The organism is Culturomica massiliensis (assembly GCF_900091655.1).
GTDB lineage: Bacteria > Bacteroidota > Bacteroidia > Bacteroidales > Marinifilaceae > Culturomica > Culturomica massiliensis.
The window spans coordinates 1,820,056-1,835,142 of sequence record NZ_LT594621.1; the positions used below are offsets into that span (position 1 = coordinate 1,820,056).

Below are 15,087 nucleotides of genomic sequence, written 5' to 3' on the forward strand. Positions count from 1 at the left end.
TTTGATTTGTTATACATTGATTTTCTGATTACTGCTATTCCTGTTGGTTGGTGTCATACTCGTACATCTGCGTATTGTCGTACCCCTCGAACGATAGCCGGAACGTGTCGAAGTCTTTCCTGCCGGCCAGCCTTACGGTATCGTTCTTTCCGATGAAATAGGGTTCAAGCATTGTCCGAAACGGTGCGCCGAGCGTAGTCCTGTCTGCCAATGTGCAAACCTTGTCGGGTTGTTGGGGCATGATATAGCCCAGTGCATATTCGTTGTAAACTACCAATCTTATTTTATCCATGTCGATGTCAATTTTGAATTGTTTTTTTATTTCCCTCTGGTCGGTTCTTTTCCCGTTTGAACCGCCTTGGGGTTTTATGGATGCGGTTTACAGCTGTCGGTACAGCTTCATACGACGGCTTTTCCTGCCAATTACTCTTTCACAGAAAGGAAGAATTTGCAGGAAATGCACTTCAAGCCGGAGGATCAAGCGCGACAGCAGACCTTTGCATCTGATAAAACCAAGGCCGGTGCGGCGGGAATTAAGCCGGAGAATAATAAGGTGAAACGGATAGAAAAGGAAGAGCCTGGCTGATAGTAAAGGGAGCCTGTTAAAGTTGTTATAACAGGACTATGCGAGCAGGCTAAAAATGAATAGAGCGAAAGGTTCGCCATTACAAAAGGATGGGCTTATCCGGAATAAAATCTGGCCAACTGCCTGTTTTTATGGAAAAACACATTATCTTTGCAGTAGAGAAACAGCCATTTCCGAAACGGGCGTTTCGTAAATTGTAATATGAAAGGACTTAGGATATGAGATTTTTTGACAGGACAGAAGAAATAGCATCCCTGCGTGAGATTCGCAGGATGTCGAAAGACAACGCCCAGTTCACGGTAGTGACAGGACGGCGCCGTATCGGCAAGACATACCTCGTATGGAAGGCATACGAGGACGAACCTATCCTTTATTTCTTTGTTGCCCGCAAGGCTGAAGGGGACTTATGCGAGGATTACCGGCTTGAAATAGAGAGCAAGCTGGGAATCCCCACGATGGGACGTGCGGAGCATTTCGCCGATGTGTTCGAGTTTCTGATGAAACTTTCCACGGAACGTCCCATCACGCTGTTCATTGACGAGTTCCAGGAGTTCTTCCGCGTGAACAAGTCGGTGTACAGCGACATGCAGCGCATCTGGGACATATACAGCCCGAAAGCCCGGATGAACCTTGTCGTCTGCGGTTCGATATACTCCATGATGACGAAGATATTCAAGGACAAGAAGGAACCTCTGTATAACAGGCAGACCCGTTTTATGACCGTGCGCCCGTTCACTCCGGCGGTGCTGAAGGAAATCCTCACGGAATACCATCCGGGACACACGGCGGAAGATCTGCTGGCCCTGTATTCCTTCACGGGCGGCGTGGCCAAGTACGTGCAACTGCTTGTGGATGCCGGAGCCACGACCAAGTCAGCCATGCTTGACCACATCATAAAGGCCGACTCCATCTTCCTGGGAGAAGGCAAGGCTATCCTTATCGAGGAGTTCGGCAAGGATTACGGGGTATATTTCTCGATTCTGTCAGCCATAGCGAGAGGCAAGACCTCCCGTTCGGAAATAGAGAACGTAGTAGGCAGGGAAATCGGCGGCTACCTGACCAAGCTGGAAAACGAGTACGAGGTCATTGCCAAGAAGCAGCCACTCTTTGAGAAGAGTTCCACCAAGAATGTCCGCTATACGATAGAGGACAACTTCTTCACGTTCTGGTTCCGCTTCATCTACAAGTACAGCTATATGCTGGAAATAGAGAACTACGAGAGCGTGAAGACGATCATCAACCGGGACTACGAGACGTTCAGCGGCCTGATGCTCGAACGCTATTTCAGGCGTGTGCTGATCGAACGCCATGCCTACACACGCATCGGCGGATGGTGGGACCGCAAGGGCGAGAATGAAATCGACATTGTGGCCGAGAACGAACTGGACGAAGAAGCCACGTTTTTCGAGGTGAAGCGTAAGGCAGACAACATTGACATGAAGGTGCTGGAGAATAAGGCGGCTGCCTTCCTGCGTGCCACGGGCGAGTTCAAGGGGTATAAAATCTCCTACAAAGGGCTGTCTATGGATGACATGTAGTTCATTCTCGCATAAAAAAGCCGGGAAGTGAGGGCAATCCCATCACTTCCCGTTCTTTTCAAGATACTCTCTCATGGCCTCGTTGACGATGTCACGGAGAGACATGTTCTTTTCGATGGCCAGGAATTTCATGCGGGTATGCACGCTTTTGTCGATGACGAAATTGCAATGTACCGCCGGTTCCTTTTCCGCCTTGGCCGGAGCCGTTTCTTTTTTCTGCGGGGATTTTTTGGTTGATGAAAGCAGCCCGTCAAGGCCGCTTTTCATACCGTCTTTCAATAAATCGCTTTTGCCCATATTGTTTTTACTTTAGTTTCAGTACCTCCAGCGCCAAGTCCATATAATCCTTGGCCCCGTTGCTGCTTTTGTTATACTCGAAAATGTTCAGACCCTTGATAGGGGCTTCCGCCAGAGCCACGTTGTCCCGGATGACGGTTTTGAACACCTTGTCGCAGAAAGAATCGTTGATGAGCTCGGACACGCTTTTGTTAAGCGTCTTGCGCTTGTCGAACTGGGTGATCACGATACCTCCGATGCTCAGTCCCGGATTCAGGCGTTGCCTGACGATTTCAACCACATTCGTAATCTTTGCCATACCGCGCATGGCGAGGAACTGTGCCTGGACCGGGATAATCAGGAAGTCCGCCGCGGTAAGAGCATTGAGCGTGAGCAGTCCCAGCGATGGCGGACAGTCAATCAGTATATAATCGAATTTCCGGCTGTCAAGCAGCTTCGCAATCAACCCTTTCAGTATCAGTTCCCGGCCAGGTTCGTTGATAAGTTCCGATTCGGCAGCCGACAGGTCAAGGCACGAGGGAACGATGGTAAGGCCGTTCTTCAGTTCGACCAGCGGCAAAGGGTATTCGCCCTTCATCGCCCCGTACACGGTCTGTTCTTCCTCGATGGACAGGCCGCAGGATTCCGTGAGGTTTGCCTGACCGTCCATGTCAATCAGGAGCACACGTTTTTTCTTCAGCTGCAGTGCGGCAGCGAGATTTATGGTAGTGGTTGTCTTTCCGACCCCACCTTTATGATTCAGAACTGCTATAATTTTTGTCATGATTCAGAGTCTTAATGTCTGGTACAAAGATAATACTATTTTTAGTCTTCACTACAATTAGTATTTACTATTTTACTAATATAACATATTTTAGTATTGTAGTATTTACTACTCTACTAAAAGACTAAGCCACTAAATGTAGTATCTACTATTTTTCGTAACCCGGGATTTACTAATCTCCTAAATTACTACAATTAGTAAATACTACATCCATGACCGTTTTCCGTAAGATGTCAGAACGGAAGGTCTTCCTCCCCGTCCTGTGGCATGTCCGCCGGAGGAACGGGTGCGTTATCGGCAGCTGCGGCCTGGCCGTCGGCTTCGGAGGTTGTACCTTCCCGCTTACCGGTGTTGATGAACTCCAGGGCATCCGCCGTGATGGAGAGCTGGATCTGGCTGTCGCCGTTTTTGTCCTTCCACAGTGAAGTTGACAAAGTTCCCCCGACAAGGACCATGCGTCCTTTGGTGAGGTATTCGGAGAGGCGGATATGGTTTTCCTTGTTGCTGCGTACCCTTACCCATGTGGTAACGGCGTTTCCGTGCGAGAAGTCATCTACTGCCATGTCAAAAGCAATAAACGAACCGTGTGTACCCTCGATAACCTGACAATCCTTTCCGATGCGACCGATAGTGTGAATGTATAGCATAATTTGAAAATGTTTTGCGGCAAGGTGGTTAGTCCTGCCATTACCTGTGACTTTGTTTTTTCTTCCCTCTGGTCGGATCCTTTCTGCCGGACCGCCTTGGGGTTTTATGGTGCATGACAAGGATGTCGGTACAGCCCATTCGACGTTTTTTTGAAGCAAAATACTCTTGCCAGGCAAGGAAGATTTTCCTTCAAAATGCACTTCAAAACGGAAGAATCAGGCGCGACAGCCTACATTCGCACCTGATAAAACCTACGCGGCGGCAGGCAAGGTATGACGAGAGAAGGTAATCCCGATACAGATATAAAAGGCAGAATTGTCCCATATATAAGGGGATGTTTATAAAAGTGATGAATGACGGCTTGGGCGGGTAAAAAACGGTCTGCCGGGCAAACAAAATGGGGACTCTTTCTGATTGTGACATGCCGGAGACACGACGGACGGCACAAGCAGAATGTGTCACCGTTTGCCCATGACGCCGTCGGCCCGGAAAGGAAAGCTGCGGACAAAAGGCGGAATGTGCCGGAGCAACAATCAGGCAGGATGCCCATATAGCGGAATACCGGTTGTTTCGACATGTCGAAGCTCCGGCATGAAGCGGTATGATGCAGACTGCCGTTGATCGGGCACAGCCTTCCGTACCTTGGAGTGGAGGGCGGACCGCGGCACAGACATCATACCTTAATTTTCGGGTGGGGAAAGCCGGATAGAAAAGGGAGGAAATACCGGAAAGGTATCCATATAAAAGGACACTGGCAGGCAAGGCCATGAAGGCAGTCCCGTATGACCGCCTTCTCCTGCCTGTCAATCAACGAAGTTGAAATACCTGTCGCAAAGCTCTTTCTGCTGCATGAAGCGTTCGCTCTGATAAAAATCCACCTCGGGATACTTGCAGAAACCCGAAACGGCGTATCTGCCGGTAGGGGTACATAATCCGTAAAGCATGAGCCAGTCGAGAACTTCTTCCCCGTTGTTGTTCGTGTCGATGAACTGACACCCGGCACTGCGTTCCGCACCAGGCAGATTGACCGTGATGATGGTTTCCGACTCAAATTCGTTACTGTCTTCTACATACGCCAACAATGCCAGACAAAGCGGTGTTCCGAGTCCATGCTGGTAATATGTGACAAGGGGGAAAACCCATTTACCGTCCTTATGAAGCAGTGTCAAGGTCATGCCGTCCACTTCCACGCTTCTCTCTCTGATTTCATTTTCCATAATGCTATCGTTTTTTTAAGTTTACTTTTTTCTTTCCCTGCTTTCGGTCCTTAAAGACCTTCGCCGGATTTATTTTTCCGCACCACGAAAGTGATAACGGCAACCGGACAAATCTGGCGACAGAAATACGCTTCTCCCCGAGAAGGAAGATTTCCGTCGGCCACCGCAGGCCGTGAGGATTTGCAAGGTGCAGCTGTTATCCGTTACTTTCGCGGAACAATAAGCCGGAAGGTCAGGACGGACTGCAAGGACAAAGATATAAAAGGATTGAAAGACAGAGCTGAATTCAACTTGCAAATGCAACAGAATTCTGATTAATAATTTGTTTAAATTTTTCGTTTGGCGTGAGGTATCCAAGTCTTTTACGAGGTCGATTATTGAGTTTATTTTCAATCCACTTAATCTGTTTGTTGGTTACTTCACTAAAGTCCTTACCCTTTGGGATATACTGCCTGATAAGCCCGTTGGTGTTTTCATTGGCACCACGTTCCCATGAGTGGTATGGTTTGCAAAAATAGAATTTTATTTCCAATTTTTGCGCAATTTCCTCGTGCTTTGCAAACTCCTTTCCATTGTCAGCCGTAATTGTGTGTATTAAGTTTTTCACTTTCCGCAGTGCCCATACTGCAATCTTAGCTACCGGGATGGCTTCTTTTCCCGACAACTTGCGTATCCAGACCCTGCTTGTTGCTCTGTCGTTAATGGTAAGAATGGCACCTTTGTGGTTCTTACCAATAATTGTATCTATCTCTAAATCACCAAATCTCTCCTTCAGTTCCACTATCTCGGGACGCTCATCAATATCCACCCTGCCTGGGATAAATCCTCGCCCTGCATTTTTAGAACCACGTTTGGCATACCTGCGACCTTGTCTGCGAAGATATTTGTGCAGTTTGCCACCCCGCCGCTTATCCTCCCAAATCCAGCGATATATCGTTTCGTGAGATACCATCGCAATTCCCTCCAAGCGGCTCCTGCCGACAATCTGCTCCGGGCTGAATCCTTTCTTCAACAGCTTTATTATCCGTTTTCTCATTGCCGGTGTAAGCACTTCCTTGCGATGTTTTTGCTGCTTGCGCCTGTCTGCTTTTCGCTGGGCAAGCTCCATGCTATAGCTACCACTTCGGGCGTCGCAATTGCGCTTTATCTCCCTGTAAACAGTGCTTTTATCTACTCCGATAGCTTCCGCTATTGCTTTTTTGCTCATCGGTATTTGCAACATCATAGAAATTGCATACCTTTGTTCCTCGGTTATATGTTTGCTCATCTGCAACTTTTTTTTCTTTGGACGGACAATTAAAGCAAAGATAGCAAACTTTATCCATTCAGAGTGAGAGAAAGGGGGACATTGTCTCTCTTTCCTCTCTGAAAAATAAATGTTTTTATTGCTTATTATCCGCACCCAAAAAGTTGCATTTATAAGTTGAACTCAAGAAGTATTCACCTGTAAGAAGTTACTAATGACAAAAAAGAAATTGCCCGTTCGTTTTACGGGTCAGCACTTTACTATTGATAAAGTGCTAATAAAAGATGCAATAAGACAAGCAAATATAAGTAATCAGGATACGGTTTTAGATATTGGGGCAGGCAAGGGGTTTCTTACTGTTCATTTATTAAAAATCGCCAACAATGTTGTTGCTATTGAAAACGACACAGCTTTGGTTGAACATTTACGAAAATTATTTTCTGATGCCCGAAATGTTCAAGTTGTCGGTTGTGATTTTAGGAATTTTGCAGTTCCGAAATTTCCTTTCAAAGTGGTGTCAAATATTCCTTATGGCATTACTTCCGATATTTTCAAAATCCTGATGTTTGAGAGTCTTGGAAATTTTCTGGGAGGTTCCATTGTCCTTCAATTAGAACCTACACAAAAGTTATTTTCGAGGAAGCTTTACAATCCATATACCGTTTTCTATCATACTTTTTTTGATTTGAAACTTGTCTATGAGGTAGGTCCTGAAAGTTTCTTGCCACCGCCAACTGTCAAATCAGCCCTGTTAAACATTAAAAGAAAACACTTATTTTTTGATTTTAAGTTTAAAGCCAAATACTTAGCATTTATTTCCTGTCTGTTAGAGAAACCTGATTTATCTGTAAAAACAGCTTTAAAGTCGATTTTCAGGAAAAGTCAGGTCAGGTCAATTTCGGAAAAATTCGGTTTAAACCTTAATGCTCAAATTGTTTGTTTGTCTCCAAGTCAATGGTTAAACTGTTTTTTGGAAATGCTGGAAGTTGTCCCTGAAAAATTTCATCCTTCGTAGTTCAAAGTCGGGTGGTTGTCAAGATGATTTTTTTGGTTTGGTGTCGTCTTTTTTTAAGCTGCCGCATAACGGTTTGCAGCTATACGCAGGCAGGGATTTTTACCACTAAGCTACCTACGATGAACTGAACTTTAAATTTACCACTTTCCTGTCTTACGAAGCACGAACCCCCTGCTTGCGTATAGGTGATGTTATGCGGTCGGCTTTCATTTTCTCTTCTTTCTCGTTAATTTGTCAAGCAAAGTTACTAAATTTGCAGTCAAGCAATTTCAATTTTTGAATTATGTATTTCAGCAGACCTTGGACTTCTATCTAAGTGATAGGCAGTCCTGAATAAATTCCAATCAATCTTTTAGGGCAAGACAATCAGTCTATGCTTTGTGTGTGCTGTCATTTTTTTTGATGGCATTGCTTTGTCGTAGTTGCTCTGTCGGGTAATACTGTCTATTCACTTCTCTGTGATTTGAATTCAAGATATAAAGGGAGGCGATAAAAAGGCTCTCAAGCCTATACATTCAAGAATATCATACAATTTCTAATCATAGATAATACCAATGGGAATTTGCGTCAGGAAATTGCCAAGTGTGATAAAGAAATTGATGAATTAAAAGTTAAGATGCAACAAATGCAGAAATAGCACGGCAAACAGATACGCGATCTTCAAGAATACACAGTCAAGAACTTGAAGCCAAAGACAGGGATATTTCCCGGCTGAACTCCTTACTTGAAAAAGCGTATAAATGGTTTTCCATGTTCAAAGAACAGTTTGATAAATGACGGCATAGTTTACTAAGATCGACAGAAGAGCAAAAAGACAGAGGCTTCAAATTGTAATGTTAAATTAATCAAATCACGTAAAGAGGAGTAATCAAATATATTTTGATAGCTCCTTCCCATACTTTTTTTTACTATATTTGCTTTATATTTAATCTTTAATATAATAAATATGAAAATTGCAAGTAGACTATCATTCATTTTTATTGCCATCTTGTTCGGATATAATTCTGTCTATTCACAAACACAGGCTGATGTGAAAATGGGGGAAATTCTGAACAGCGGAGATTTGTTCCAATTGAGAAATGAATATCCGAAATTAAGAGACTCTGTGAGTATAAAGATGCTTAATCTTATAGCAGATACACAGTTAGGTATTGGATTCAACAATTTGGATAATGCTGCTATTGCCCTTGATAGCCTATTGTTATATCATCAAGAAGAAATGGGGGCAGAAACCTCAATAGGAATGGCAGCTTTACAGGGTATGAATCTTTTAAATTTAGGAATGTACGAACAAGCCGGAAAAGTTGGAGAAGATTTGGTTAATGCACTTAAACAATCTGTACCATTTGAATCTCTTTATAGTTTTGTGTTTATAGAAAAAGTAGGCAAAGCCCTTGCCAATGTACCAAAGCCTTATCTTGAACGTCCCAATCGAGATGTTACTGTGTTGATGAGTGTTGAAACCGTAGGTAGAGGCAAGCATATTTATATCCCCGTGGAAGTAAACGGCATAACAAAAAACTATATTTTCGACACAGGCTGTTCTTTCGGCAATTTCGTTTCAGAGAAATATGCGAAAGAAGCAGGTTTGAAAATCGTGGCAGATTCTATTCCCGTATCAGGTATGGAGATTGGTTTTGTGAGACTCGCCACGGCAGATTCTATGAAAATCGGAGAACTGGTATATCATAATCCTGTTTTTATGGTTGCTCCTCCCGACAATGAAATAGATTCTGTATTTACATTTGACGGAGTGCTTGGTTATAACTTTATAAGGGACGCACGGGAAATAATCATAGACAATGAAGCTGGCAAGTATCTTTTTCCCCACAAAGTGTCAGACGGAGAGCCGAATATGTATCTGTCTTCAAACACACCACAGGTACGAATAAATTATGACGAGAAACCTTTTGATCTGATTTTTGATACCGGAAACGTAAAGTCAGATTTGGGGAACAAATTCGCAGATATATTTCCTCATGCCATTGAGGGGCTTGCAGAACATACAACCTCACGTGGAGGCTTTGGTGGAATATCTCAGACAACAGCAGTCACATTGCCTAAGTTCTGTTTTAAGGTAGCAGGTACTACGGTAACATTATATGATACGGAAGTCGTTAAGAAGACAGAATCCAGCAGCCAGCTATTTTCAGGTTCATTGGGAGCAGACTTCGTATTGTCATTCAAACGGCTTGTGATTAACTATCAGAATATGTTTATACGTGGAGAATAATATTAAAGCCATCATAATATTATTAATTAAGAAATAGGATATTATTGTCAAATATTTATCCTATTTTTCTTTTGTTTCTCTCAATAAACACCCAGCTTTACATTCTTGGGTGTAAAACAGGGTAATTTTCTTGCAATTTTCTGATTTTCAGTGCTTGTTACAGATAAAAAGGGAAAAGGAGGATAAAAAAGGCAGATGCCAGCCTATAAAAGTCAGACGGGCCCCGGCAGGTCGGAACACAGGAAAACCTGCCCGATCATCACGACCGGACAGGCAAAAGGTTAAATCAATGAATCACGGTCAGGCAGCCCTGACAGTATTTTCTTCTTCGGGAACTTCGGACTGCGGACGCTCGGCTTCCTTGAGTGCCTCGTCAATCCGCTGCTGCAATTCCTTACATCCCTGTTTCAACCGCTCCAGTTCTTCCGCCTTGCTCCACTTCCGGGCGGTGATTTCCTGCAAGGTCGGTATTTCGTGCTGCAGCATGGCTATCTGTTTCTGCTGCTTCTCTATCAAAGACGGCATCCTTTCAAGTGCGGCCTGCGGGTATCGTGCCGATTCGGCAAATCCCAACGGCAGGGCACCCGACACGCCACAGCGGTATTTCAGTCCGCTTACGCCCTCTACAAAGAAAGCGTTACGGTCGAACGAGCCGGAAAGGGTGTACTCGCTGCGGACAAGCAGATTCAGCCCCATATAGCTGCCAATGGTACGGTAAGCCTCGCCCCTGTATGTCTTGGCTATGCGGTGCAGTTCACGGCCTGTCTCTTCCCGGGTAGCCTGCGGCAGATTGAGCAACAGCGTTTCCCTGTTGCCGCTATAGGATGCGATATACTCCATATCCTGCTCGACCTGCGCCACGATGCGCTCTGCCTTGCCGACAGCTTCCGTGTTGGCCGCAATCTTACGCTCCGCACGGATGCGCTCTTTCTTGAATATGGCCTGTTCTTTCTCCAGCTGCATGATTTTGTTGTCGAGCTTGGCCTTGTTCAAAAGGTCGGTATTTCCTGAAAGAATAGCCACGAACTCGGCAAAGTTCATTCCGCTGTCCTCGTCCATGCAGTCCTCGTCGATGCGGCGCACGGCAATAGTGCCGTTGTTTATCTGGTTGATAAACATCTGCTTGTTCTTGAGCAGGTTGAACTTGTAGGCATCCAAAGTCTTCTCTGTTCCATAGATGATTATGTCCACCACGTTACCGCCCCAGAGTTTCACGGTGTTGCCCTTGCGTACCGCACGACCGTTGCGCTGCTCCATGTCGGCAGGTCTCCATGGTATCTCCAGATGATGCACCGCCACAGCCCGCTGCTGGGCGTTCACTCCTGTACCGAGCATGGATGTAGAGCCGAAGAGAACACGCACCCTGCCGCTGTTCATGTCTTCAAACAGCCGTTTTCTCGCTCTCTCCGTGGTAGCGCACTGGATAAACTGGATTTCGTCAGCCGGAATGCCGAGCCGTGCCAGTTTCTCCTTGATGTCGGTATAGATGTTCCACTCGTTCGGCTTGTAAGTGGAAAGGTCACTGAAGACAAACTGCGTACCCTTATTGGCCGCCGAGCGTACATAATAGTCATAGATGGTCCGGGCACAGATGGAAGCCTTGTTGTCCGCATCGTCGTGGAATTTGTTACCCAAAAGGCGCATGTCGAGAGCCATCTTGCGTGCCACATTGGTAGCGATGAGCATCTTTGCCTTGTCGAGGTTGTCCGGCTCGATCGTGTCAAGCCCGAGGTCTTCCCAGTTTCCACTACCTGCAAAGGAAACGAGACGTCCGATCATTTCTTCCTGCTCGATTGTCGGCGCATGAGAGAGGAAGCGGACATTTTTCTCCGGCACATCAAGATGTATCATGTCGGCTGTACGGTAGTCGGTGATTTCACGCATGAACATCGCCAGTTCCGGCACTTTGATATAAGTGCGGAAACGCTCCTTGCGCTTGATTGCCCCTGTCACGTTCAGCTCATAGTCGGCTGTCTTTTTGGTAAATATGGCCGCCCAGGCATCGAAACAGCTAATCTGCTGACGCTTGAGTTCACGTGGGCGCAAATACTTGAACATCACATAAAGCTCTGTCAGCGCATTTACCACCACCGTACCGGACAAAAAAGTCGCCCCAAGGTCACGGCCTGTGCGGTGCTGGATGTCACGGATGGCAAACAGCAGGTTCATTGCCCTTTGCGAGCCTTTTGTATTGCCGATACCTGCCACCCTGTTGTGGCGTGTCTGGAACATTAGGTTCTTGAACATGTGGCATTCATCGACAAAGATGTGGTCTATACCCATTGAATGAAAGTCCACGGTATCATCCTTGCGGTCGTCCAGTTTTTTACGAAGCTCGGACAGCTTCGCCTTCAAATTTTCCTGTCTCACTTCCAGCCCTTTCTGCATCTTGCGGCTACGGTAGCGCATGGTGGACTGTTCCAACACTTCAAGGCTTCGCTCCACATCGTAAAGCTCTTCTGTGAATATCTCTATCATGGTTTCCTCGGACTGCGGTATCTTGGAGAATTGCTCGTGCGTCAGGATGATGCAATCCCAGTTGTTGTTCTTGATTTTGGAAAATACCTCTCTGCGGTTGGCCGGTGTGAAATCTTCCTTGCCCGGGTACAGGACTTTTGCGTTCGGGTATGCCTTGCGGAACGTGTCGGCAATTTCGTGTACATTCGCTTTCAGGCCGATAATCAGAGGCTTCTGTACCAATCCCAGACGCTTCATTTCATAGGCCGAGACGCACATAATCATGGTTTTGCCTGTGCCTACTTCGTGCCAGCAGATACCGCCACCAAGTTGCTTAATCATCCAGATTGCGTCTTTCTGTGACGGGTAGAGTTCGTTGTACGGGAACTGCTCAAAGGAAAGCTGCGGAAAGGTCTGTGCCGAACCGTCATAGGCCGGACGGACATAGCAGTTGAAACGCTCGTTGTATATGCGTACCAGTTCATCCCTGACTTCCAGAGGACGGGCATCGAGCCACTGGTTGAAATTGCTGCGGATTTCCTGTATCTTGGTGGCCGCTTCCTGAATGGCTTCCTCGTCGGGCACACGTACCTTGTCGCCGTTGCGATACACTTCTTTGGTTATCTCCGGCACTGTGTCATGCAAGGCATGGACAAACAGGTCTTCACCGTTGAAATTGCGCACGGAATAGGTGTTGTATGCTGCCGGGGAGTAACCTTTCAGACGCACTACATAGGTATCGTTGACATCAAAGTACATCACTTCGGCTTCCACCCCGAAAAGTTCTGCCGCAAAGTCGGCGTAAAGCTGCGGGTCAATCCAACGCTCGCCCATGTTTATATCCAGCTCTTCATAGGGAATTGTTTCGGGCGTTGCGTTCTCCAGTGCCTTGACGGATATTTCCGTCCATTGCTGCTGCCTCTCCGAAAGGTCGGGAATGCAGGAAACAAATTCCGTGCATTTAGCTATCACGTTGCCTGCAATGAACTTGCCTTTGTGTTCCCATTCATCCGTAACAGGATTGTAGAATATCTCGCCCTGCAACGCTGCGATTACATCTTCATCAGACAGGCCGGTAGAGCGCATGATATAGTCCATTTCCACCTTGCCGTAGAAATTGAGGCTGCTTGCCAGCGCTTCCGACGGCTGTAAAATGCGGTCAGTCACAATCTTTGTGAAAGCTACAGGCTCACGCATAATGTCAGCCTTGACTATATCGCCGCCAAGCTGCATTTCGATAGTGAACACCTCGACACCGAGGCTGTCAAGCATGATAAACTCCTTGTTGTCGTTCTCATGGAAAAATCCCCATTTGGCTACAAAGGCATCATACAGCGTGTTCAGCCGCTCACGTATGGCCGTCTGTTCGGTCTGCAGATCCCTTTCCCTGACAGAAAGCATGAAATACGCTTCACGGACAGGGAAATAGTCGGCTGCACGCTCCATATTGACCTTTCCCTCGTCCACCGGAACGAAATCCACGGCCACATCGGCATAGTGGCTTGATTTGCGGAACACGACCGTACCAATCTGCCCCTCGAACATTACCAATGTACCGCTTTTCATCCAGTCCTCGAGTTTTTCCGTGTAGGCTCTCCGTCCTCTGTTTACGGAGAGTGCGGTCGTCTCCTGCATCCCGAACAGCGACATCTGCACGGACGCTTCGCCCTGCTGTCCGAAAAGTATTTTGCGGAAATACCGGTCAAAGTCGTATTTGAGCAAAGCGGAAAGGTATTGTGCCATGGCCGCATCAGAGCCGAGCCACTGGTGTTTGCGTACATATTTGCCGTGCTGGTTCATCACAATACGGCTGTCGGTCGCCAGTACGGTCTTCGGCATGGAAAACAGCCTGTTGGCATTTTCGGTCATCGTTCCGTTCATGTCGTACATTTCTTTGCCCACCTGCAAAAACATCTGTTCACGTGCGGAGAGTGCCGCCTTATTGGTATGCTTCTGGAATATGAGCAGGTCGCTGCCCACCTCGATACCGCTTGTCTGCATGAAAAGAGCGTCAGGCAAACGTACTGCGCTGATAAGGTCGGCATGGTTCACCAGATACTCACGTACAAACTTATTTCCTGCCGTGTCGGCCACACCTCTTGAAGTGACAAAGGCAAGCAGACCGCCATCAGAAAGCAGTTCCATAGCCTTGACAAAAAAATAGTTGTGAATGGTCTTTGTGGCCTGTTCGTAGATACCGCCCTTTTTCCACAGGTCGGCATCGAAGACACGGAAGTTGCCGAAAGGAATGTTTGACGCAATGACATCGAATTTCCGATGCTCCAGCTCCTGTGTGCCTATCGTTTCAAACCCTGCCGTTACGGCGGTTGCGTCCTCATGCAGCAGCGAAAGTACAAGTCCTGTAATGGTGTCTTTCTCAAAAGCATAGCTGCGTGTGCCGGGCATGGCTACAGGCAGGAAACCGCCGATGCCTGCGCTCGGTTCAAGAAAACTTTGCATCTGCAAGCCGTTGGCAGAAAATGTCTTGTGTATTTGTGCTGCCACTGCGTCAATCAGGAATTGCGGCGTATAGAACGCTGTCAATACAGATGACTTGATGCTTTCAACAAGCGAACGGCAAGCTGCCTCGTCACCCCCTGCAAGTGTCCTTAACGCATCCAGCAGACGGTTCAAAAGCCCGGCAAGCCCTTTGTCAAGCGGCTTGTCTGTACCCAAGTCCAGTACATCCTTGATACCGCCGAAACCTGAATACTGCGCCAATACCTGTTTTTCCTCTTGCGTGGCTGTCCTGCCCTGCGAGTGGATAGCTACTGCTGTCTCTATGGCCTTGATGTTGGCCGATAATGATGTCAATTTGTTGTAACCCATGATTTAACCTATTTTTTTATTTCCCTTTTTTCGGCCCGTTTGCGGCCGCAGGGATTATTTTTCTGCCTTGAAAGGTGGCGGTGGACATCCGCCATGGCCGGTAAGGAAAAATACGCTCGACAGCCGGAGAGGAAGATTTTTCCGAGACCCCACGGGCAGAATGCCGGCATTGGCAGGAATGGAAACCGGCGGTTACCTTTGCTGAAAAATCCAATCCCCCGAGGTCGCACGGCGGAGAACGGAAGAGCAGCTACAAGA

The 15,087-nt window shown here is 46.8% G+C and carries 10 protein-coding genes and 1 pseudogene; 4 read left to right on the forward strand and 7 right to left on the reverse strand.

Annotated elements, in window-relative coordinates:
* Nucleotides 1–34 precede the first annotated feature (34 nt).
* On the reverse strand, nucleotides 35–292 hold the full coding sequence (locus tag BN8908_RS09130; RefSeq protein WP_007216000.1) for a hypothetical protein: 258 nt from the start codon (nucleotides 290–292) through the stop codon (nucleotides 35–37).
* A gap of 512 nt (nucleotides 293–804) precedes the next feature.
* Between BN8908_RS09130 and BN8908_RS09140 the strand changes: the two genes are divergently transcribed.
* Complete coding sequence (locus tag BN8908_RS09140) at nucleotides 805–2,124, forward strand: ATP-binding protein (protein ID WP_068690192.1); 1,320 nt, start codon at nucleotides 805–807, stop codon at nucleotides 2,122–2,124.
* Between the two features lie 42 nt (nucleotides 2,125–2,166).
* Here the strand turns inward: BN8908_RS09140 and BN8908_RS09145 are convergent, their stop codons facing one another.
* The 5 genes from BN8908_RS09145 to BN8908_RS09175 all read right to left on the reverse strand — a co-directional run bounded on the left by BN8908_RS09145 (nucleotide 2,167) and on the right by BN8908_RS09175 (nucleotide 6,316).
* A complete protein-coding gene (locus tag BN8908_RS09145) occupies nucleotides 2,167–2,421 on the reverse strand; it encodes a hypothetical protein (protein ID WP_068690194.1) in 255 nt (84 codons plus the stop codon).
* A gap of 7 nt (nucleotides 2,422–2,428) precedes the next feature.
* Nucleotides 2,429–3,184 carry a ParA family protein gene (locus BN8908_RS09150; protein WP_068690196.1) on the reverse strand — a complete coding sequence of 252 codons (756 nt, stop codon included), beginning with the start codon at nucleotides 3,182–3,184 and terminating at the stop codon, nucleotides 2,429–2,431.
* Nucleotides 3,185–3,417: 233 nt separating this feature from the next.
* Nucleotides 3,418–3,831, reverse strand: coding sequence for a single-stranded DNA-binding protein (locus BN8908_RS09155; protein WP_005807140.1), 414 nt, complete (start codon nucleotides 3,829–3,831; stop codon nucleotides 3,418–3,420).
* Nucleotides 3,832–4,635: 804 nt separating this feature from the next.
* Nucleotides 4,636–5,049 carry a DUF4313 domain-containing protein gene (locus BN8908_RS09165; protein ID WP_068690200.1) on the reverse strand — a complete coding sequence of 138 codons (414 nt, stop codon included), beginning with the start codon at nucleotides 5,047–5,049 and terminating at the stop codon, nucleotides 4,636–4,638.
* 286 nt (nucleotides 5,050–5,335) lie between these two features.
* Complete coding sequence (locus BN8908_RS09175; RefSeq protein WP_005794072.1) at nucleotides 5,336–6,316, reverse strand: IS30-like element IS4351 family transposase; 981 nt, start codon at nucleotides 6,314–6,316, stop codon at nucleotides 5,336–5,338.
* A 193-nt stretch (nucleotides 6,317–6,509) separates the two neighbouring features.
* Here BN8908_RS09175 and erm(F) point away from each other — a divergent pair, with 193 nt between their 5' ends.
* The 3 genes and pseudogenes from erm(F) to BN8908_RS09185 all read left to right on the forward strand — a co-directional run bounded on the left by erm(F) (nucleotide 6,510) and on the right by BN8908_RS09185 (nucleotide 9,543).
* Complete coding sequence (gene erm(F), locus BN8908_RS09180) at nucleotides 6,510–7,310, forward strand: 23S rRNA (adenine(2058)-N(6))-methyltransferase Erm(F) (RefSeq protein ID WP_002682030.1); 801 nt, start codon at nucleotides 6,510–6,512, stop codon at nucleotides 7,308–7,310.
* A gap of 550 nt (nucleotides 7,311–7,860) precedes the next feature.
* Nucleotides 7,861–8,072, forward strand: a pseudogene (locus tag BN8908_RS18965) (mobilization protein); the annotation flags it as partial.
* 184 nt (nucleotides 8,073–8,256) lie between these two features.
* Complete coding sequence (locus BN8908_RS09185; protein WP_068690204.1) at nucleotides 8,257–9,543, forward strand: retropepsin-like aspartic protease; 1,287 nt, start codon at nucleotides 8,257–8,259, stop codon at nucleotides 9,541–9,543.
* A 300-nt stretch (nucleotides 9,544–9,843) separates the two neighbouring features.
* Here the strand turns inward: BN8908_RS09185 and BN8908_RS09190 are convergent, their stop codons facing one another.
* Nucleotides 9,844–14,829 carry an N-6 DNA methylase gene (locus BN8908_RS09190; RefSeq protein ID WP_068690206.1) on the reverse strand — a complete coding sequence of 1,662 codons (4,986 nt, stop codon included), beginning with the start codon at nucleotides 14,827–14,829 and terminating at the stop codon, nucleotides 9,844–9,846.
* Nucleotides 14,830–15,087 lie beyond the last annotated feature (258 nt).

Excerpts from the sequence above, each read along its gene's own strand:
- BN8908_RS09130 (WP_007216000.1), bottom strand. The coding sequence starts at position 292 with ATGGATAAAATAAGATTGGTAGTTTACAACGAATATGCACTGGGCTAT.
- BN8908_RS09140 (WP_068690192.1), top strand. The coding sequence starts at position 805 with ATGAGATTTTTTGACAGGACAGAAGAAATAGCATCCCTGCGTGAGATT.
- BN8908_RS09145 (WP_068690194.1), bottom strand. The coding sequence starts at position 2,421 with ATGGGCAAAAGCGATTTATTGAAAGACGGTATGAAAAGCGGCCTTGAC.
- BN8908_RS09150 (WP_068690196.1), bottom strand. The coding sequence starts at position 3,184 with ATGACAAAAATTATAGCAGTTCTGAATCATAAAGGTGGGGTCGGAAAG.
- BN8908_RS09155 (WP_005807140.1), bottom strand. The coding sequence starts at position 3,831 with ATGCTATACATTCACACTATCGGTCGCATCGGAAAGGATTGTCAGGTT.
- BN8908_RS09165 (WP_068690200.1), bottom strand. The coding sequence starts at position 5,049 with ATGGAAAATGAAATCAGAGAGAGAAGCGTGGAAGTGGACGGCATGACC.
- BN8908_RS09175 (WP_005794072.1), bottom strand. The coding sequence starts at position 6,316 with ATGAGCAAACATATAACCGAGGAACAAAGGTATGCAATTTCTATGATG.
- BN8908_RS09185 (WP_068690204.1), top strand. The coding sequence starts at position 8,257 with ATGAAAATTGCAAGTAGACTATCATTCATTTTTATTGCCATCTTGTTC.
- BN8908_RS09190 (WP_068690206.1), bottom strand. The coding sequence starts at position 14,829 with ATGGGTTACAACAAATTGACATCATTATCGGCCAACATCAAGGCCATA.